Annotated in this window: 13 protein-coding genes and 1 pseudogene; 11 read left to right on the top strand and 3 right to left on the bottom strand. The window is 57.5% G+C overall.

Translation table 11 applies throughout. The features are described 5' to 3' along the window. Positions 1-98: 98 nt before the first annotated feature. Positions 99-812: a Crp/Fnr family transcriptional regulator gene (locus ACKXF7_RS07240; protein ID WP_423742563.1), complete on the bottom strand. Its 714-nt coding sequence runs from the start codon at positions 810-812 to the stop codon at positions 99-101. Between the two features lie 189 nt (positions 813-1001). Between ACKXF7_RS07240 and ACKXF7_RS07245 the strand changes: the two genes are divergently transcribed. From ACKXF7_RS07245 to ACKXF7_RS07260, 4 genes and pseudogenes are all read left to right on the top strand, one after another. Further along, positions 1002-2054, top strand: coding sequence for an ABC transporter substrate-binding protein (locus ACKXF7_RS07245; RefSeq protein WP_423742564.1), 1053 nt, complete (start codon positions 1002-1004; stop codon positions 2052-2054). A 267-nt stretch (positions 2055-2321) separates the two neighbouring features. Further along, positions 2322-3077, top strand: coding sequence for a DeoR/GlpR family DNA-binding transcription regulator (locus ACKXF7_RS07250; protein ID WP_423742565.1), 756 nt, complete (start codon positions 2322-2324; stop codon positions 3075-3077). Further along, a complete protein-coding gene (gene pfkB, locus ACKXF7_RS07255; protein ID WP_348585028.1) occupies positions 3074-3979 on the top strand; it encodes a 1-phosphofructokinase in 906 nt (301 codons plus the stop codon). The genes ACKXF7_RS07250 and pfkB overlap by 4 nt, the downstream gene beginning before the upstream one ends. A gap of 48 nt (positions 3980-4027) precedes the next feature. Continuing rightward, positions 4028-5951 (top strand): annotated as a pseudogene (locus tag ACKXF7_RS07260) (PTS fructose transporter subunit IIABC). Positions 5952-6179: 228 nt separating this feature from the next. On the opposite strand, the gene ACKXF7_RS07265 reads toward ACKXF7_RS07260, so the two are convergent. After that, positions 6180-7388: a GNAT family N-acetyltransferase gene (locus ACKXF7_RS07265; protein ID WP_423742567.1), complete on the bottom strand. Its 1209-nt coding sequence runs from the start codon at positions 7386-7388 to the stop codon at positions 6180-6182. Between the two features lie 253 nt (positions 7389-7641). On the opposite strand from ACKXF7_RS07265, the gene ACKXF7_RS07270 reads away from it, so the two are divergent. Beyond that, complete coding sequence (locus tag ACKXF7_RS07270) at positions 7642-9135, top strand: DUF1846 domain-containing protein (protein ID WP_423742568.1); 1494 nt, start codon at positions 7642-7644, stop codon at positions 9133-9135. 68 nt (positions 9136-9203) lie between these two features. Here ACKXF7_RS07270 and ACKXF7_RS07275 read toward each other — a convergent pair whose 3' ends face one another. Next, positions 9204-9893 (bottom strand): GntR family transcriptional regulator, encoded by a 690-nt coding sequence (locus ACKXF7_RS07275; RefSeq protein ID WP_249237224.1) that lies wholly within the window; start codon positions 9891-9893, stop codon positions 9204-9206. Positions 9894-10283: 390 nt separating this feature from the next. Between ACKXF7_RS07275 and ACKXF7_RS07280 the strand changes: the two genes are divergently transcribed. The 6 genes from ACKXF7_RS07280 to ACKXF7_RS07305 all read left to right on the top strand — a co-directional run bounded on the left by ACKXF7_RS07280 (position 10284) and on the right by ACKXF7_RS07305 (position 19324). Continuing rightward, on the top strand, positions 10284-11384 hold the full coding sequence (locus tag ACKXF7_RS07280; RefSeq protein WP_339395731.1) for a TRAP transporter substrate-binding protein: 1101 nt from the start codon (positions 10284-10286) through the stop codon (positions 11382-11384). Positions 11385-11575: 191 nt separating this feature from the next. Beyond that, the gene (locus ACKXF7_RS07285; RefSeq protein ID WP_097780928.1) at positions 11576-12031 is read left to right on the top strand and encodes a TRAP transporter small permease; all 456 of its coding nucleotides are present in this window, start codon (positions 11576-11578) and stop codon (positions 12029-12031) included. A gap of 24 nt (positions 12032-12055) precedes the next feature. Further along, entirely contained in the window at positions 12056-13348 is a 1293-nt protein-coding gene (locus tag ACKXF7_RS07290) for a TRAP transporter large permease (RefSeq protein WP_423742569.1), read from the top strand. Between the two features lie 158 nt (positions 13349-13506). After that, positions 13507-14880, top strand: coding sequence for a sodium-dependent transporter (locus ACKXF7_RS07295; protein ID WP_339395729.1), 1374 nt, complete (start codon positions 13507-13509; stop codon positions 14878-14880). Between the two features lie 369 nt (positions 14881-15249). Further along, positions 15250-17037: an extracellular solute-binding protein gene (locus tag ACKXF7_RS07300; RefSeq protein ID WP_423742570.1), complete on the top strand. Its 1788-nt coding sequence runs from the start codon at positions 15250-15252 to the stop codon at positions 17035-17037. A 25-nt stretch (positions 17038-17062) separates the two neighbouring features. Continuing rightward, positions 17063-19324 (top strand): hybrid sensor histidine kinase/response regulator, encoded by a 2262-nt coding sequence (locus tag ACKXF7_RS07305; RefSeq protein WP_423742571.1) that lies wholly within the window; start codon positions 17063-17065, stop codon positions 19322-19324. The last annotated feature ends 22 nt before the right edge of the window (positions 19325-19346 follow it).

Here is a 19346-nt window from a genome sequence, read left to right on the forward strand (position 1 = left end):
GAGCTTTAGAAAAATCCGCAGATTTTTCTAAAACTCAAATATAAAAATAAAAATTCCGCTGAATACAGCCAAAGCGCCCGCGGCGGCTATTCAAATGGTCACTGCACCATCTGCTTCAACACCTCGGGTTTCAGCAGTTTGAAGCTGCTCTTGTAGGTATCCAGCAGGCCGTCCCGCTGCATCTGGCTCAGCTCACGGCTGAGGGCGCTGCGGTCACAGTTCAGGTAATCTGCCAGCTGGATGCGGGAGAACGGGATGCTGAAGGTCAGGCTTCCGGCCCGTTCGCTCTCGCTCAGCAGATAGGCGCACACCTTGGCCCGCAGGCTCTTGAGTACCAGCAGGTCTACCCGGCGGGAGAGGGAAAAATATTTATCGCTGATGGTGCGCACCAGATTGCGCAGCGCCAGCTGATGCGCCGGGCTGCCGTCCGACAGCAGAAGCTGCTCGTAGGGGATGAGCAGCACCTCGCAGGGCACCGATGCCACAACCGTGACCGGGCTGGTCCGGCTGGAACCGCCCAGCACATCGCCGAACACCCCGCCCGGCTCCATGTGGGTGATGGGGATACGGGTGCCCTGCGGCCCGGGACGGTAGGCTTCCAGCTCGCCGTTCAACACAATGCCTACCCGACGGCTGGGTTCGCCCGCCAGCACAAGGGCCTCGCCCTTGCCGTAGCTGCGCACCACGGCGCCCAGCTGGCTCAGCAGGGTCTGCAGCTCTTCGGCGGTCAGACCATTGAATAATGAGGTGGAGCATAACAGCGAAAGATAGTTTTTCATCGCAAATTTGTGGGAAAGACCTGGGGTCTCCACAGCCCTCCTGCAATTCCGTTGCACACGCAACGGTATTTTTGATTCTATTATAGTAAACTTAGACCCGCAAAGCAAATGATTTTGCAAATTTGCTTTGTAAAAAATATAAAAAGACAGTCCGATGATTCTGTGCAAAGTTTTTGCGGCACAGGAATCGTGCCGTCTGATGAGGAAAAGAGGGAACTCCGCATGAAAAAACTGACATCTGTGCTGCTGGCTCTGGCCCTTGCGCTGAGCCTTGCCGCCTGCGGCGGCGCAGCATCCGGCACCACTGCTTCCAGCGCTGCCTCTGGCGAAGCCATCTCCGAAGCGGCTTCCAGCGAGGAAGCCAAGGAACTGTCCACCACCGATGCTCTGCGCATCGCCGGCCTGAAGGGCCCCACAACCATGGGTCTGGTGAACCTGCTGAGCATGGAAGAGGACGGAACCGCTTCCATGGACTACGATCTGCAGCTCTACGGTGCTGCCGATGAGATCGTGCCCCTGCTGATGAAGGGCGAGCTGGACATGGCTGCCATCCCGGCAAATCTGGCTGCGACTCTGTATCAGAAGACGGAGGGCGGCATTCAGGCTGTTGCCGTCAACACGCTTGGCGTGCTGTACGTAGTGGAAAAGGGCGGCGATACGGTCCAGTCCATGGCAGACCTTGCAGGCCGTACCATCCTGTCCACCGGCAAGGGCACCACGCCCGAGTATGTGCTGCGCTACCTGCTGACCCAGAACGGCATTGACCCGGACAAGGACGTGACCATTGAATACTACAGCGAGGCCACCGAGGTCACGGCTCAGATGACCAATACCGAGGATGCCATTGCCGTCCTGCCCCAGCCCTATGTGACTGCAGCAGGCCTGCAGGACGACACCCTGCGTGTGGCACTGGACCTGACCGAGGAGTGGAACAAGGTGGCCGATACCCAGCTCATCACGGGCGTGACCGTGGTGCGCAAGGAGTATGCCGAGGAACACCCGGACGTGGTGGCTGCATTCCTGACCGACTACGCCAAGAGCGTGGAAGCTGCCAATACCGATCTGGACGGCACCGCTGCTTTGTGCGAGGAGCAGGGCGTTGTGGCCAAGGCTGCGATCGCCAAGAAGGCTCTGCCCGAGTGCAACATCGTATGCCTGACCGGCGACGAGCTCAAGACCAACGCATCCGCTTATCTGCAGGTGCTGTTTGACGCCGACCCCAAGGCGGTGGGCGGCGCAATGCCCGGCGATGATTTCTACTGGGCTGCCGAGTAAGCCTTTCCTGAACCAGACCTTCTCTCCGGCCGCTGTGCGATTGGTACGCACGGCGGCTTTTTTGTTTGCACAGAATGCTTGTATCCCAGCTTTTGTGCTCCCTGCACAAATTTCAAGACAATTTTTTGTGAACGAAAATGAACGAAAGCGACTGAAAATGATTGATTTTGGCACTATATTTGCTATAATAAAGATACAATCAACCAAAACAATGCATAAACGGTCACAAACCGTCAAACAAAAATAAAGCCCAAGGAGAGGATGCAGATGCTGGCAGAAGAACGCTTCAGCCTGATCATGGAACAGCTGGACCGCAAACGCACCGTCACGGTGCAGGAGCTGTGTGAGGCGCTGAACACCAGCGAATCCACCATCCGCCGCGACCTGACCGAGCTGAATCGGCAGGGCAAGCTGAACAAGGTGCATGGCGGTGCCACGCTGCCGGACAGCCGCTTTCTGGCAGACGAACCCACCATGGAAGCAAAGGAAACGCTGGCGGTGGAGCAGAAGCGCAGCATCGCACAGGCTGCGGCGCAGCTCATCAACGCGAACGATTTTGTGTTCATCGATGCCGGTTCCACCACGCTGGAGCTGGTGCGGGCCCTGACCGGGGATGCCCTCAAGGCCAGCTATCTGACCAACGGCGTGGCCCACGCCCGGGCGCTGGCCCAGAAGGGCTGTCGGGTGTATCTGCCCGGAGGACTGCTGCGGCCCCAGACCGAGGCCATTGTGGGTGCGCCTACCGTGAGCATTATCCAGCAATACAATTTCACCAAGGCCTTCATGGGCGCCAACGGTGTGGCGCTGGAAGCAGGCTTTACCACCCCGGACCCGGAAGAAGCCGCCGTCAAGGCGGCAGCGGCGCACCGGGCACAGGAAACATGGTTCCTTGTGGATGACGCCAAGTTTGCCCGCATCTACCCGGCGGTCATCGCCGACCTGCAGGGCGGTGCCATCCTCACCAACCGCTGCCCCAATCCGAAATACAAACAGTTCACACTGGTAAAGGAGACGGAAGTATGATCTACACAGTTACATTCAATCCGGCCATCGATTATGTGGTGCGCTTGGAAGCACCGCTGGAAGTAGGCGAGGTGAACCGCGCAGCCGGTGAGGACTGCGTGCTGGGCGGCAAGGGCATCAACGTGTCCGGCGTGCTGGCACAGCTGGGCTGCGGGAACGTGGCACTGGGCTTTGTGGCGGGCGAGACCGGTGCATGGCTGGAGCGGGGCCTTGCGGCACAGGGCATGAAGACCGACTTTGTGCATCTGGAGCAGGGCATGACCCGCATCAATGTAAAGATCAAAGCCGGGCAGGAGACCGAGCTGAACGGGGCGGGCCCCGACATCCCGGAGAGCGCCATGCAGGAGCTGGAAAAGAAACTGGACAGCCTGAACGAGGATGATATCCTCATTCTGGCGGGCAGCATTCCCAAGAGTCTGCCGCAGGATACCTACGAGCGGCTGCTGGCCCGGCTGCAGGGCAGGGGCGTGCGCGCGGTGGTGGATGCCACCCGCGACCTGCTGGTGAATGTTCTGCAGTATCACCCCTTCCTCATCAAACCCAACAATCACGAGCTGGGCGAGATCGTGGGCAAGGTGCTGAAAACAGAGGAAGAGATCATTGCTGCGGCCCGCACCCTGCAGGAAAAGGGCGCCCGCAACGTGCTGGTGAGCATGGCGGGGGACGGTGCTCTGCTGGTGGACGAGCAGGGACAGGTACACCGCATCGGCTGCCCCAAGGGCAAGGTTGTAAACAGCGTGGGCGCAGGTGACAGCATGGTGGCCGGCTTTGTGGCTGGCTGGATGCAGACCCGGAGCTATTCCTTTGCACTGCGTCTGGGCACCGCCTGCGGCAGCGCCACGGCGTTCAGTCTGGGTCTTGCTACCAAAGAAAAAATCGACGAACTGATGAAGGAAATCTGACCCTCTGTGACGGAGAGGGCTGCAGTTATACAGGAAGGGAGAAAAATCATGCGTATTACGGAATTATTCACCGCGCAGTCCATCGCACTGGATGAGGCTCTGACCGATCAGGAGCAGATCATCAGCCGTCTGGTGGAGCTGCAGGCCACCCATGGCAACATCACGGACAAGGAAGCCTACAAAAAGGCCCTTTATGCCCGTGAGGCGGAGGGCTCCACCTATGTGGACAACGGCATCACGGTGCCCCACGCCAAGACCAATGTAGTCACCCGGCCCAGTCTGGCGGCGCTGCGGCTGAGCAGCCCGGTGCAGTACAATGCCGAGGACGACGGCACCACCGACCTGCTGTTTGCCATTGCAGCTCCGGAAAACGGAAGCCTGCATGTGGACATGCTGGCCCGTATGATGCAGATGCTGATGAACGAGGACTTTGTAGAAAAGCTGAAGGCCGCAAAGACCCCGGCAGAGTTCCTTGACTGCATCGATGCACAGGAAGAGGCTCAGTTCGGTGCGGAGAGCTTCACCCAGCAGGAGATCCCCCAGAACGGCTACCGCATTCTGGCCGTGACCGCCTGTGTCAACGGCATTGCCCACACCTATATGGCAGCGGAAGCCCTGACCAAGGCCGGCGACAAGCTGGGCCTGCCCACCAAGGTGGAGACCAATGGATCGGATGGTGCCAAGAACATCCTCACCAGAGAAGAGATCGCAAACTGCGACGGCATCATCGTGGCGGCAGAAAAGAAGGTGGAGACCGCCCGCTTCGACGGCAAGCCGGTGCTGTTCACCCGGGTGGACGATGGCATCCACAAGCCGGAGGAGCTCATCAAGAAGATCGTGCACGGCGAGGTGCCTGTTTACCACGCCGAGGGCGGCGCACAGGCCGCCGAGGATGCTTCCGGCAAGGACAGCTTTGGCCGCACCCTGTACAAGAACCTGATGAACGGTGTCTCCCACATGCTGCCCTTCGTGGTGGGCGGCGGCATCATGATCGCACTGGCGTTCCTGCTGGACGATTACACCATCGATCCCTCCAACTTTGGCATGAACACCCCGGTCGCTGCCTTCTTTAAGACGGTGGGCAGCGCAGCCTTCGGTTATATGCTGCCCATTCTGTCGGCCTTCATTGCCATGTCCATTGCAGACCGTCCGGGTCTGGCAGTCGGCTTTGTGGGCGGTGTGCTGGCCATGAACGGCACCAACTTTGCAGGCATTGCAGCGGGTGAGACCACCGGTGTTTCCGGCGGCTTCCTTGCGGCGCTGCTGGCCGGTTTTGCTGCAGGCTACATCGTTGAGCTGCTGAAAAAGATCACCGAAAAGCTGCCTGCCAGCCTGAACGGCATCCGCCCCATGCTCATCTATCCGCTGGGCGGTATGCTCATCCTCGGCGCGGTGATGTGCGGCATCAACCCGATCATGGGCATGATCAACACTGCCATGACCGATTGCCTGAACGCCATGGGCGGTACCTCCAAGGTGCTGCTGGGTGCCATCGTAGCCGGTATGATGAGCATTGATATGGGCGGCCCCTTCAACAAGGCAGCTTACGTCTTTGGCACGGCAGCCCTTGCCTCCGGCAACTATGAGGTGATGGCCGCTGTCATGGTGGGCGGCATGGTCCCTCCCATCGCCATCGCCCTGTCCACCACCTTCTGCCCCAAGAAGTGGACGGCCGACGAGCGCCGCAACGGCATCGTGAACTACGTCATGGGCCTGTGCTTCGTTACCGAGGGCGCGATCCTTATGCAGCAGCGGACCCCTGCGCGTCCTGCCCAGCTGCGTGGCCGGTGCAGCGGTGGCCGGTGCGCTCTCCATGACCTTCGGCTGCGCTCTGCGTGCACCGCACGGCGGCATCTTCGTGTTCCCTGTGGTTGACCACGCAGTGCTGTACTGTGTGGCACTGGCCGTGGGCAGCGTGCTGGGTGCCGTGATCCTGAGCCTGCTCAAGAAAAACCGTACCGACGCAGAATAAACGACATTTCCTCCATATTCGAGATACTTCATAAAGCCGCAGCAAGCCCCCGGGGAGACCCGGGGGCTTGCTGTATCCGGTTGCCCGGCAGGACGGCAGGAAGCTTTCTCCGCGAACAGCCCGGAACCCACGGTTCCGCCCCACCACCTGCGGTGGCATGGCCCCACTTCCCAGTCATTCGCTGGAGAAACTTCCTGCTGTCCTGCAAAACTACAGATAATTTTAGAATCAGATATAGTCCGAAATGTACGGGATCTTATGGAACAGCACATCGTCCAGCCGTTCCACAGCTTCCTCCCGGCCCTCGATGCGTTCCAGCTCAAACAGGCGTTCTGCGGTCTTGTAGCCCAGCAGCAGGGTGGAAAGGGTGCCGATGCCCATTTTCAGGTGGTATTCGGCGGGGGCATTGGTCAGCTTGCAGCCGCCGTCTGCAAATCGGATGCGGAAGGTGCGGTCGTTCCAGGGCAGAAGAGTGTCCGCGATCTCCAGCTCGATGCACAGCTCGCCGCCGTCCGGGTCGCAGGGGTAATCCTCCAGAAAGCCGGCCACATCCACGATACGGCCCATGGCATAGGGGCGGATGGCCTCCTTGATGTCGCCGTCGTCCATTTCAAAGGCGATGGGCTCACTGAAATAGGTATTGCCGTGCACCTCATCGATCATGGAATCGTGGGCGTGGATATACTCCCACAGGCCCTTCTGGGCCTCGCGGTTCAGGTAGATCATTTCCTTGATGTGCATGATGTCGTTCTTGATGAGGTACACCATGTAGCCGCAGGGCTTGTCCTTTACATTATAGTAGACGGCAACGTTGGTGTCGTCCTCATCCCAGCGCCAGTATTCTTCCCATGCCAGCGCGTTACGGAACAGGCACCCGTGCGTGATGGAAGCAAAGTGCGAGTGCAGCTCGTGGAATTCGGTGTTGTCCCATGCGACGCGCCGCACATAGCCGGGCGCGGAGACCTTTGTGGGGATCTGCCGGTCCTTGATGTTGAAGGAGATCTTGTTGGAGATGATCTCCCACCCAAGGTGATGGTACAGCGGGATGGAGTAGGGGTAGAGCAGAGCGAAGCTCTTGCCCTCCTTGTGCATCTGGGTCAGTCCCTGGATCATCAGCCGCTTCATGATGCCGTTGCCGGTGTACTCCGGGTAGGTACACACGCTGGTCACAAAGCCTACGTGATATACCGTGTCGTAGATGTTCATTTTCAGCGGGTAGACCGCGAACTGCGAGACGAGGTTTTTGCCGTCAAAGCAGCCCAGCACATCGGCGCGTTCCAGCACAGGAAACTTGGACTGCTTGATCTCGTCGTCCTTCCAGCCGGTGGCGGTAAGCTCTTCCTCGGTCACCTGAAAGGTATAGCGCAGCAGGGCGTTATACTGATCGAGATCGTCGGTCTCAAGATAACGGTATGTATAATCCTCGACAGAGTTCATGATAGACTTCCTCTCTGTTTTCAAAGACGTTTGCCGAACAGCTCCATTATACACCCGTTGTCAAAAAGGCGGCAAGAACCATTTTCACAAAAAACAGGGCAAAGAATAAGGCGAAACGCCGCATTTGCTGGAAAAAGCCGCAAGGGCCTCCTTTTGGATTGCACCCGGTTTTTGAGTGTGGTATACTGTTTCTGTTATGGAAAAGTTCCGGTGCGGTGTGCCGGGCACAGCAAAGAGGAAAAGGAAACGAACGATGAAAATTGGATTTGACAACGATAAATATCTTTCGATGCAGTCGGAGCACATCCGTGAGCGCATCAAGAAGTTCGACAACAAGCTCTATCTGGAATTCGGCGGCAAGCTGTTCGATGATTACCATGCATCCCGCGTGCTGCCGGGTTTTCAGCCCGATTCCAAACTGCAGATGCTGCTTCAGCTGAAGGATCAGGCCGAGGTGGTCATCGTTATCAGCGCCGAGGACATCATCAGCAACAAGATCCGCGGCGACTACGGCATCACCTACGATTTGGACGTGCTGCGCCTGATCGACGCGTTTCAGGAGGTGGGCCTGTATGTGGGCAGCGTGTGCGTGACCAAGTACGCCGCCGCACCGGAGGTGGAGGCCTTTGAAAAGCGGCTGAACGGTCTGGGCATCCGCACCTTCCGCCACTACAAAATTCCCGGCTACCCCAACGATGTGGCCCGCATCGTCAGCGACGAGGGCTACGGCAAGAACGATTACATCGAGACTCAGCGCCCGCTGGTGGTCATCACGGCCCCCGGCCCCGGCAGCGGAAAAATGGCGACCTGCCTTTCCCAGCTGTACCACGAGTACAAGCGCGGCGTGAAGGCCGGTTACGCCAAGTTCGAGACCTTCCCCATCTGGAACATTCCCCTCAAGCACCCGGTGAATCTGGCCTACGAGGCCGCCACGGCCGACCTGAACGATGTGAACATGATCGACCCGTTCCATCTGGAAGCCTACGGCGTGACCACCGTCAACTACAACCGCGACATTGAGATCTTCCCGGTGGTGAACGCCATGTTCGAGCTCATCGCGGGCAAGAGCCCCTACAAGAGCCCCACGGATATGGGCGTCAACATGGCAGGCAACTGCATCGTGGACGATGCGGTCTGCCGCGAAGCCTCCCGCAAGGAGATCCTGCGCCGCTACTTCAAGTGCCTGTGTGAGCAGAAGATCACCGGCACGGTCAAGGAGACCGAGCGCTACAAGCTGGAACTGCTGATGAATCAGGCCGACCTGACCGTGGGCCAGCGCGAAGTGGAAAAGCAGGCTCATGCCCGCAGCGAGAGCACCGGCGGGGCCCCCGCTGCCGCCATTGAGCTGCCGGACGGTACCGTTGTCACCGGCAAGACCGGCCCCCTGCTGGGTGCGGCTGCATCTGCCCTGATGAACGCCCTCAAGGTGCTGGCCGGTATCCCGCAGGAGACCGACCTTGTGAGTGCGGCTTCCATTGAGCCCATCCAGACCCTCAAGACCAACTATCTGGGCGGCAAGAATCCCCGCCTGCACACCGATGAGATCCTCATTGCCCTGTCCAGCTCTGCAGCCGACAACGAGCAGGCCGCAGCGGCCATGCACCAGCTGCCGAACCTCAAGGGCTGCGATGTGCACTCCACTGTGCTGCTCTCGGGTGTGGACACCAGCACCCTGAACCGGCTGGGAATGTACCTGACCTGTGACCCCGTTTACGAGGAAGAGGACCGCAAGTACCACAAGCAGTAAATCATACAAAAAACGAAACAGGCGCATCCAAAGGCCGAAAGGCTGGCGGATGCGCCTGTTTTTTTGGTTCAGATGCCGGTAAAATACGATTTGTATTTCTCCGCATACAGCTGGGTGCCCATGCGGCGCAGGCCGCCGTACAGGTGATGCCGGATCAGCGGTTCAATGGCGTCCACATCCTTTTCCCGGATCACGCGCAGGATCTCCCGGTGCTCGCTGAGCACATCCGGCACATTGTTGGCCCGCACCACATCCAGACGGGTGAAGCGGGAATAGTCCGGCTGCGGCTTGGTCAGGCTCTGCCAGATGTACCACTTGTTCATGCTGCAAAACCAGATGGCGTGCATTTCCAGGTCCAGCATGAGGAAGGCGTTGATATCCACATTCTCCGGGTCGGTCATGGTCTGGGCCATTTCCTCCAGCAGGTCGTACTTGTGCTTGATCTCGATGTACTCTTTGGGCGAACAAACCTGAATGAAATCGCGCAGCACCATGCTTTCGACGGCTGTGCGCTGGTAAGCGATCTGATCCACGATATCCAGATTGATGGGGGTGACGATGGTGCCCTTGCAGGGAATGATCTGCACAAAGCCGTTCTGTTCCAGCCGCTGCAGGGCAGCGCGCACCGGCGTGCGCGAAATGCCGAACCGCTTGCACAGCTGATTTTCGCTGATGGTCTCTCCGGGCTTGATCTTCAGCGTAACGATATCATGTTCCAACGTCTGGTAGATGTCCTCCGGATGCAGCTGTTCAGCCATGTGCTCACACTCCATTTACACAGTTGATGATAAGATATTTCTATTTTAGCCTGCCCAAAAGAGATTGTCAACGTATGAGGATGAAGTATACAATAGCCTGTATACAAGTATAGGAAAAGCTCCGAAATTTATCATTTTTGACGAAAATTGATATATCAGATGAAAATGAACGGAATTGTGTCATCGAATTGTAACAGTTTCCACGAGAAACGGATAAGATTGTTAGTTATGCACAAAGAAACTTTACGAAGTTGGTGAAGTTTGGCTCTTGTGCGAATGTGAATTTTCTGTTACGATTAGCGTGCAATGAAAATGCTGTATACAGGGGCATACCAAAAACTTTGCTGACGTATGAGGCAAAACGGCGTCCCTGAAACAAGGAGGAAGATTATGAAAAAGATCTCTCGTCGCAATTTCCTGAAGGTATCTGGTGCAATGGCAGCTGCAGGTGCTCTGGCAGCCTGCGGCGGTTCCGGTGCATCCACTCCGGCTGCTTCCGGTGCAGCATCCACCAGCACTGCAGCAAGTGCTGCAGCAGCCGGTGAGGACAAGTTTGCATCTCTGGGCGATTTCACCATGACCGTGGGTCATGCACAGCCCGAGGGCAACCCCCGCTTTGTTTCCATGGAGCAGTTTGCCGCCGATGTGGCAGAGGCCACCAACGGCCATGTGAAGATCGAAGTTTACGGCAACGGCCAGCTGGGCACCGAGAAGGAGATGCTGGAGCAGGTCGTGGCCGGCACCGTGCAGGGCATGCGCGGCGGTCAGTTCGACTTCAGCCCCCGTCTGCTGATGTTCACCCTGCCCTTCCTGACCAACACCCGTGCACAGGTCACGGCTCTGCTGCAGAGCGACCTGGCACAGAAAGTGTGCGCTGAGGCCGAGGGCGAGACCGGCACCGTCATCATCAACCTGTGCGATGCAGGCGGCTACCGCCAGTTCTCCAACTCCAAGCATGCCATCAAGGCTCCTGCAGACCTGAAGGGCCTGAAGATGCGCACCAACGGCATGAAGACCATTGACATGACCTTCCAGGCAATGGGCGCTACCACCACCACCATCCCGTACTCCGACCTGTACATGGGCCTGAAGACTGGCGTTGCAGACGGTCAGGAGAACCCCTGGGTCAACGTGGAAGGCATGAAGTTCTATGAAGTGCAGAAGTACTTCACCGAGGTCAACTACCAGTTCCATCCGGATCCCTTCTATGTGAACGCAGCATGGTGGAACGGCCTGCCCGAGGAGTACCGTGATATCATTACCGAGTGCGCCACCAAGATGGGCGAATACAACGACGAGCTGATCGACAAGAACTCCAGCGCCGCAAAGCAGACCATCGTGGACTATGGCTGCGAAGTCTACGAGCCCTCTGCCGATGAGCTGAAGGCCTTCCAGACCGCTGTGCAGTCCGTGTACGACCAGTGTGTCACCGAGGGCATCTGCACCGCCGACGAGATCAAGGAAATGCAGGATATCGTTGCAAAGGCATAAGCAGAAACGACCAAAGGCGAGAACGGCCATGTTACGGTAAAGGCGAGAGGGCAGCCTGCGGGCTGCCCTCTGCTGTAACAGGCCGATGGAAAAAGTTGTAAAATAACCGAAAGGGGCTGAGCACCATCGAAAAGCTGAAAAAAATCGGCAAGAAGCTGTTTGACATATACTTTACCATCGGCGTGATCGCCATGGCACTGCTGGCAGCTCTTGTGATCTTTACCGTTATTGCGCGCTACTGCTTCTCCCTGAGCTGGAAGCAGCTGGCAGAGTTCAACACCACCCTGTTTGCTTTTACCACCTTCTGGGGCATGGGCATCAACGTGATCAAGGACGAGCACGTCATGATCGACATCCTTTACGACGGCGTAAAGCCTGCCCGCAAGCGCTGGCTTGCCATCATCAACTACCTCATTGTGCTGGCCGTGGTGCTGGTGTTCACCTATCAGGGCTTCAAGTATGTGGGTGTTGCCGGTAAGCAGATCAGTCAGGGCATGGAGATCCCCATGATGTATATGTACGGCATCATGCCGGTGTGCGGCATCATCTGTGCCATCTGCGTCGTGATCAAGATCATCACCCTGTACAAGGCCGACATTTCCTACTTTGCACCCAAGAATCAGGCGCTGAGCCGTGACGACGCATAAGCGGAAAGGGGAGAATACACAACTATGGCAATGCTCATCCTTCTGGTGCTGCTGATCTTCTTTGCCGCGCTGGGCATCCCGCTGGCCTTCGCCATCGGCGCTTCCTGCGTGACCTACATCCTGATCTATGCACCTACCTTTATCACCATGCTGCCGCAGCGCGTGTGGAACGGTGCCTACAGTGAGCTGATGATCGCCATGCCGCTGTTCATGCTGGCTGGTGAGCTGATGAACACCGGCGGCATCACCCAGCGCATCATCAACTTCTGCATGGAGCTGCTGCGCCCCGTCCGCGGCGGTCTGGGCGAAGTGAACATCGTGGCTTCCATGATCTTCGGCGGCATTTCCGGTTCCTCCGTGGCCGACACATCGGCGCTGGGTTCCATCCTGATCCCCGCCATGGAGAAGGAAGGCTATCCGCCGGAAGCTTCTGCGGGCATCACGGTGGCATCCTCCACCATGGGCATGATCATCCCGCCCTCTACGCCCATGATCGTTTACTCCATCATCTCCGGCGCATCGGTGGGTGCGCTGTTCGTGGCAGGTGCCGTGCCCGGCATCCTGATCGGACTGACCCAGCTGGTGCTGGTGTACATCATCAGTGCCAAGAAGGGCTGGCACCCGGAAAAGGTCAAGTTTGACGGCAAGCGCGCCGCAAAGAGCCTGCTTTCCGGCATTCCCGCCCTCATCATGCCGCTGTTCATCATCATCTGCGTTTCCTTCGGCGTGTGCACTGCATCCGAAAGTGCCGGTGTGGCCGTGCTGTATTCCATGCTGGTGGGCTTCTTCGTCTACAGGGAGCTGACATGGAAGGGCGTCTGGGAGGCCCTGAAAAAGACCCTGATCTCTTCCTCCTCCATCATGCTCATCATCGGCTTCACCACCATCTTCACATGGGTGCTGACCATGCAGAAGGTGCCGCAGACGGTGGGTGCCTTCTTCATGTCCCTGAACATGCCCGCATGGGCCATTGCGCTGATCTTTGATGTGCTGATCCTGATGATCGGCACCTTCATCGACGTCAGTCCGGCCATCCTGCTGCTCACCCCCATCCTGCTGCCGGTCATGGTGCAGTACGGATTCTCGCCGCTGCAGTTCGGTGCCATGATGATCACCGGTCTGGCCATTGGTCTGGTCACCCCGCCGGTCGGCATGTGCCTGAACGCCTGCAACAAGATCAACCGCATGCCCATCATCGAGATCTTCAAGGGCGCAGCGCCCTACGTGATCTGCAATGTGATCGTTCTGATCTCCATCAGCCTGTGGGGCCCGCTTACCACCGCCCTGCCGCAGCTGCTGGGTTACAGCATCTTCTGAGCTCAACGCGTATACCTCTTATAAAGACAGGCAGCGCTCCCTTGCGGGGCGCTGTTTGTTTTTTGCACGCAAACAGGCGGGACCATTGTATTTGGCCGACAGATATGGTACACTAAGGCCACTTGTGTATAGGAATATAGGAAAAGAGGATCTGCAACATGGATACACAAAAACAAAAGCGCAGCGCTTTTTCCGGCAAGATCGGCTTTGTGCTGTCGGCCGCAGGCGCTTCGGTGGGCCTTGGCAACATCTGGCGGTTTCCGTATCTCGCCGCAAAATACGGCGGCGGCATTTTTCTGCTGGTGTACATCGTGCTGGCCGTCACCTTTGGCTACACGATGATCGTGGCCGAAACGGCACTGGGCCGCATGACCCACAAAAGCCCGGTGGGTGCCTTTGGCGCCTTTGGCAAAAAGGGCGGCCTGCGGTTCGGCGGCTGGATCAATGCGGTCATCCCCATTCTGATCGTGCCGTACTATTCGGTCATCGGCGGCTGGGTCATCCGCTATCTGTCGGAGTATATCAGCGGCCATGGCAGTGAGCTTTCGCAGGACGGCTATTTTTCCAATTTCATTTCCAGCGGACTGTCGGCAGAGGTGTGCTTTCTGATCTTTACGGCCTTTACGCTGGCCATCATCTTTGCCGGTGTGCGCAACGGCGTGGAGCGTGTTTCCAAGGTGATGATGCCGGTGCTGGTGGTGCTTTCGGTGGTCATTGCGGGCTACTCGGTCACGCGCCCGGGCGCACTGGCCGGCGTCAGATATTTTCTGGTGCCGAACGTGGCAAATTTCTCCTGGATGACGGTGGTCACGGCCATGGGCCAGATGTTCTATTCGCTGTCCATCGCCATGGGCATTCTGGTCACTTTTGGCTCCTATATGAAAAAGGATGTCTCCATTGAGGAATCCACCGAGAACGTGGAACTGTTCGACACGGCCATTGCCATCATGGCGGGCCTGATGATCATTCCGGCGGTGTTCTCCTTCTCCGGCGGCGACCCGGATACTCTGCAGGCCGGTCCGGCGCTGATGTTCATTACCATCCCCAAGGTGTTCGAGAGCATGGGCTTTGGCCACGTGGTGGGCGTCCTGTTCTTTTTGCTGGTGCTGTTTGCAGCCGTCACCAGCTCCATTGCCCTGACCGAGAGCGCTGTCTCCACCTTTGAGGACGAGCTGGGCTGGAGCCGCGAGCGTGCAACGGCACTGATCGGCCTGATCATGGTGGCGCTGGGCAGCCTGTCTGCGCTGGGCTACGGCCCGCTGGCGGGCGTGACGGTGTTCGGGATGCAGTTTCTGGATTTCTTCGATTTCCTCACCAACTCTGTCATGATGCCCATTGCAGCCATTGCCACCTGCCTGCTGGTGTCCCGCGTCATCGGCGTGCAGAAGATCGAAGAAGAGGTGACGCTGGACGGCAAGCCCTTCCGCCGCAAAAAGATCTTCAACTTTATGATCCGCTATCTGTGCCCCATCTTTGCGGCCATCATTCTGGTCAGCTCGGTGGCAAATGCCCTTGGCTGGATCGCCATGTAAGCAGCCGTTTCCATCGGGTAGAATGCTGAAAACGCAGCGGTAAATAACAGAAGAGTCGTGCAAAGCTGAGCATCTGTGCAAGAACAGGTGCTCAGCTTTTTTGCGCTTTTTTGCCGCACCGGAAGGAAAATAACGATAAAAAGCCCGGAATTTACCCTTTCAAGTGCGAAAAATTCCCAAACGGCTTGAAACGCTTTTGTTGCAGTGTTAAAATAATAACACTGCTTTTATGGGGTAATCGACGCAAAACTCAGTGCGGTCTGCTCGCAAGCGTCGGAGTTCCTGTGGGATGTGTAAGAATCGCTAAAGCAGCACTGCGCTACTGCACTTGCGTGGTACTGCCTCCGAAAATGTGAGGAAAATATTCGTATGATGAAAAAGATCTCCCGCCGCTCGTTTTTGCAGGTTTGCGGCATTACGGCGGCAACGGCAGCGCTGACCGCCTGCGGCGGCGGTAAGACCGAAACGACGAAAAAAGACGATGCGCACGAAGCCATCACCTTTATGGCACCCTATATGGAGGTGGAAGCCTTTATTGAGCAGGTGCACAGCGTTTACCCGGAAGTGAACATTGAGGTCGTGCCCTACAGCGGCGATAACACCACCACCTGTTTGCAGAATATGTTTGCGGCGGGCGACCTGCCGGACGTCTGTACCTTGACCTACTATGACCCCCGGATCGATCTGGTCTCCGACAAACTGCTGGACCTTTCCGGCTACGATTTTACGGATAACTATGTGGAGTCCCGCTTGCAGGACGTGTTCGACAACGGTGCCATCTACCTGCTGCCCTCGGCCTACAACTGCTACGGCATCACCTACAACAAGACCCTGCTGAAGAAATACGGCTGGGAGCTGCCCAATTCTTTCGCTGAGCTGGAAGCACTGGCTGCAAAGGCCAAGGAAGCCGGGGTCGATCTCTGTCTGCCGCAGATCCAGTATCCGGGCTACGGTTTCCAGTACCTGTGCAACATTGCAGACGCCGATTTCCTCGGCACACTGGACGGCAGGCTGTGGCAGCGGGATTATCTGTCCGGTAAGGCGAATGTCAGCAATACCCCCGGCATGATGCAGGCGATGGCCTATGTCCAGAAGTGGAAGGACATCGGGATGCTGAACGGCTCCGGCGACGCTCTTGACGACAATGTGACCCGGCAGAGGATGACCGAGGGCAACACCCTGTTTCTGATGGGCGGTACCAACGGTATCGTGGAGGCAGAGGGCAACACCGATAAATACGGGCTGATGCCGTTTCTCTCGGAGGACGGCACCCAGAACGTTTTTGTGCTGAATGTGAACCGCTTCTACGGTTTGAATAAAAAGCTGGAGCAGGACCCCCAGAAGCTGGAAGATGCGCTCAAGGTGATGCGTGTGCTTTCCACCGTTGCAGGCACCAGCGCTCTGCAGCCCGCAACGGCGCTGAAAAGCAGCCTGCTGCCCTTCAAGGACGCAAAAGCGGACGGCACCTACTATGCCGACATCGCCGATGCCCTGAACGCAGGCAACACCGCGCCCTTTATCTATTCCGGCTGGGAAAACACCATTGTGACCACCGGCCTTAAAATGCTGGACTTCATGAAGGGCAACGCCACCATGGAGGATGTGATCCGTCAGCTGGACGAGGATCAGGATAGTGTGGTGAACAACACCCCGGATACCATCACTACCGTTACGGAGGAGCTTTCGCAGGAGGACTGCGCCATGCTGGTGGGGCGCTGCTTTGCACAGGCCACCGGCAGCGACCTTGCGCTGGTGTCGCTGAGCACATGGATCCCCGGCAACCCGTCCGAACAGAACCACCACGGCGTCGCTGCCAAGCTGTACGCCAAGGGCATTACGGATTACGATCTTTCGGTGATCCTGCCCACCGGCTGGAACCGCACCATCCAGACCGTTGCCCTGACCGGGCAGCAGATCAGCGACCTGCTGACCACGGGCTACGATGCCTACGGCAACGGCAAGGGCTATCCCTATGTGCTGGTAAGCCCGGTGCAGCCGGAGGCCGGCAAGACCTATCAGGTTGCCATCTGCGGTGTGAGCGACCAGCTGGCTGCGGAGACCACGGTCACAGACAGCGGCGTGGTGGGCATGGACGCCGCAAAAGCCTTCTTTGGTGCATACACCACCATCAGCCGGGCAGATACCGCATGGAGCTGAATAGAACAGACAGGAGATACTGGATGTGAACAACAAACTATATAAAAAGCTGCTTTGGGGCATCGGCGTTGTCATCGTTGCGGTCATCCTGACCCTTTTTATCGTGAGCCGGACCTACATCCAGAACCTTGTCTACCATGAGCGGCTGAACCAGATGGAAGAGGTCACCCACCAGATGTTCCGCAGTCTGGAGGATGTGATCGACACCCATTGGAGCGAGGTGAATGTACAATGCAATTATTTGTACTGCACTCCGTTAAAGACCGATACCGAGTTCTATCGCTATCTGAAAAAGCTGTCGGAGCTTTCCAATTACCATGAAAGGCAGATCGAACTGATTGCCGTGGACTCTGCCGGACATTACTATACTGAGAATGGCCGCATGGGGCTGCTGCGAGGAATGAAGTATTTGGAAAGCGCACCGCAGCGGATCAGCTACGTTTCTAACTCGCTGACCGTGGACGACTCCCGGATGGTGTTTCTGAAACAGCTCTCCACCCCCATCACACTGCAAAGCGGAGAAAAAGAGATCACCCTGCGCTACTTTGGCATTTCACAGAGCATGACCCAGCTGAACGATTATTTCCGCTGTGATGCCTACGAAAATAACAACAGCGTCTATGTGCTGGATAACGACGGTTTCAAGCTGTTCAACGCCAACGATACCGAACTGCTGAAGGGACACAACGTATACACCGTGCTCTCCCGGATGTCCTATCTGCACGGCTCTTCCTTTGCGGAGGCAAAGGAGCGGCTTGACCGCACAGGTTCCTGTTATTCCAACGCCGTGCTGGACGGGACCGAGTATTTCTACGCCCTGAAGCAGATGGAAAACGCCCGGTGGACGCTGGCATTCCTTGTCCCGGCGGAATATGTGGCCGTGAATACCCAAAAGCTGGTCACCATCGTCATGGTCATCATCATCGTCATTGCGATGGTGTTCTCGGTCATAACAGTTTTTGTCGGCTGGTCTCTCCTGCGGCAAAAGCAGCAGCAGGAGCTGCAGGCAGAAAAAGAAGCAAACCTCCGTCTGGAGCAATACAACATCCATCTGACGCAGGTAAACGATGAGCTGCGACAGGCACAGGACATTGCCGCGGAAGCGCTGCAGTCCGCCGAGCGCGCCAGCAAGGCCAAGACGGACTTCCTTGCCAACATGAGCCACGATATCCGCACCCCCATGAACGCCATCATCGGCATTACCACCCTGATGAAAAACGAGCTGCACCAGCCGGAAAAGCTGGCCGAACATCTGGGCAAGCTGGAAAGCTCCGGCCAGCTGCTGCTGGGCATCATCAACGATATTCTGGATATGAGCCGCATCGAGAGCGGCAAGACCACCCTGAATGAGGAAAAAATGAATCTGCCCCAGCAGATCAGCCAGCTGGACAGCATCATCCGCCAGCAGGCAGGCCAGCGCCGCCAGACCTTTACGGTAAACACCCATCTGCAGCACGAAAATGTGCTGGCAGACCCCAACCGTCTGAATCGGGTGCTGATGAATATTCTCTCCAACGCAGTCAAGTACACACCCACCGGCGGACATATCCGGTTTGAGGTGGACGAGCTGCCCCGGAACGAGCACTACGCCCGATACCGCTTTGTGGTGCAGGATGACGGCATTGGCATGAGCGAGGCCTACCAGAAGACTCTTTTTGACCCCTTTACCCGGGAGGAGCGCTCCGGCACCAACAAGGTGCAGGGCACCGGCCTTGGCATGGCCATCACAAAGAGCATTGTGGACCTGATGGGCGGTTCCATCGGCGTGGAGAGCGCCACCGGCAAGGGCACCCGCTTTGAGGTGGTGCTGGAATTTCCCATTGACGCCGAGGCAGACCATGCGCAGCAGGTGCAGGCCCTGCCGGAGGAAGCGGAAGATACTTCGCCCCTGTGTGGCATGAAGTTCCTCTGCGCCGAGGATAACGCCATCAACGCCGAAATTCTGGAAATGCTGCTGGAAGCCAAGGGTGCAAGCTGCACCATCTGTTCCAACGGTCAGGAGATCGTGGATGCCTTTGCCAGCGTAAAGCCCGGCGATTACGACATGATCCTGATGGATGTGCAGATGCCGGTGATGGACGGCTTGGAAGCCACCCGCCGCATCCGCAGCGGCGAGAATCCGCTGGGCAGGATCATCCCCATCCTTGCCATGACCGCCAACGCCTTCCTTGAGGATATGCAGAAGAGCAGGGAAGCCGGTATGGACGAGCACCTCTCCAAGCCCGTGGATATCGCTGCGCTGGAACAGACAGTAAAACGCTTTCGTGTTACCCCCCCCCGAAAATAAATAGCGGACAAGCGCGTTTCCG

The organism is Faecalibacterium sp. 7, assembly GCF_049562865.1.
Taxonomy (GTDB): Bacteria; Bacillota; Clostridia; order Oscillospirales; family Ruminococcaceae; genus Faecalibacterium; species Faecalibacterium wellingii.

Bases quoted from the DNA above. Each gene is read 5' to 3' on its own strand.
- ACKXF7_RS07245 (WP_423742564.1), top strand. From the start codon at position 1,002: ATGAAAAAACTGACATCTGTGCTGCTGGCTCTGGCCCTTGCGCTGAGC.
- ACKXF7_RS07250 (WP_423742565.1), top strand. From the start codon at position 2,322: ATGCTGGCAGAAGAACGCTTCAGCCTGATCATGGAACAGCTGGACCGC.
- pfkB (WP_348585028.1), top strand. From the start codon at position 3,074: ATGATCTACACAGTTACATTCAATCCGGCCATCGATTATGTGGTGCGC.
- ACKXF7_RS07265 (WP_423742567.1), bottom strand. From the start codon at position 7,388: ATGAACTCTGTCGAGGATTATACATACCGTTATCTTGAGACCGACGAT.
- ACKXF7_RS07270 (WP_423742568.1), top strand. From the start codon at position 7,642: ATGAAAATTGGATTTGACAACGATAAATATCTTTCGATGCAGTCGGAG.
- ACKXF7_RS07275 (WP_249237224.1), bottom strand. From the start codon at position 9,893: ATGGCTGAACAGCTGCATCCGGAGGACATCTACCAGACGTTGGAACAT.
- ACKXF7_RS07280 (WP_339395731.1), top strand. From the start codon at position 10,284: ATGAAAAAGATCTCTCGTCGCAATTTCCTGAAGGTATCTGGTGCAATG.
- ACKXF7_RS07285 (WP_097780928.1), top strand. From the start codon at position 11,576: ATGGCACTGCTGGCAGCTCTTGTGATCTTTACCGTTATTGCGCGCTAC.
- ACKXF7_RS07290 (WP_423742569.1), top strand. From the start codon at position 12,056: ATGGCAATGCTCATCCTTCTGGTGCTGCTGATCTTCTTTGCCGCGCTG.
- ACKXF7_RS07295 (WP_339395729.1), top strand. From the start codon at position 13,507: ATGGATACACAAAAACAAAAGCGCAGCGCTTTTTCCGGCAAGATCGGC.
- ACKXF7_RS07300 (WP_423742570.1), top strand. From the start codon at position 15,250: ATGATGAAAAAGATCTCCCGCCGCTCGTTTTTGCAGGTTTGCGGCATT.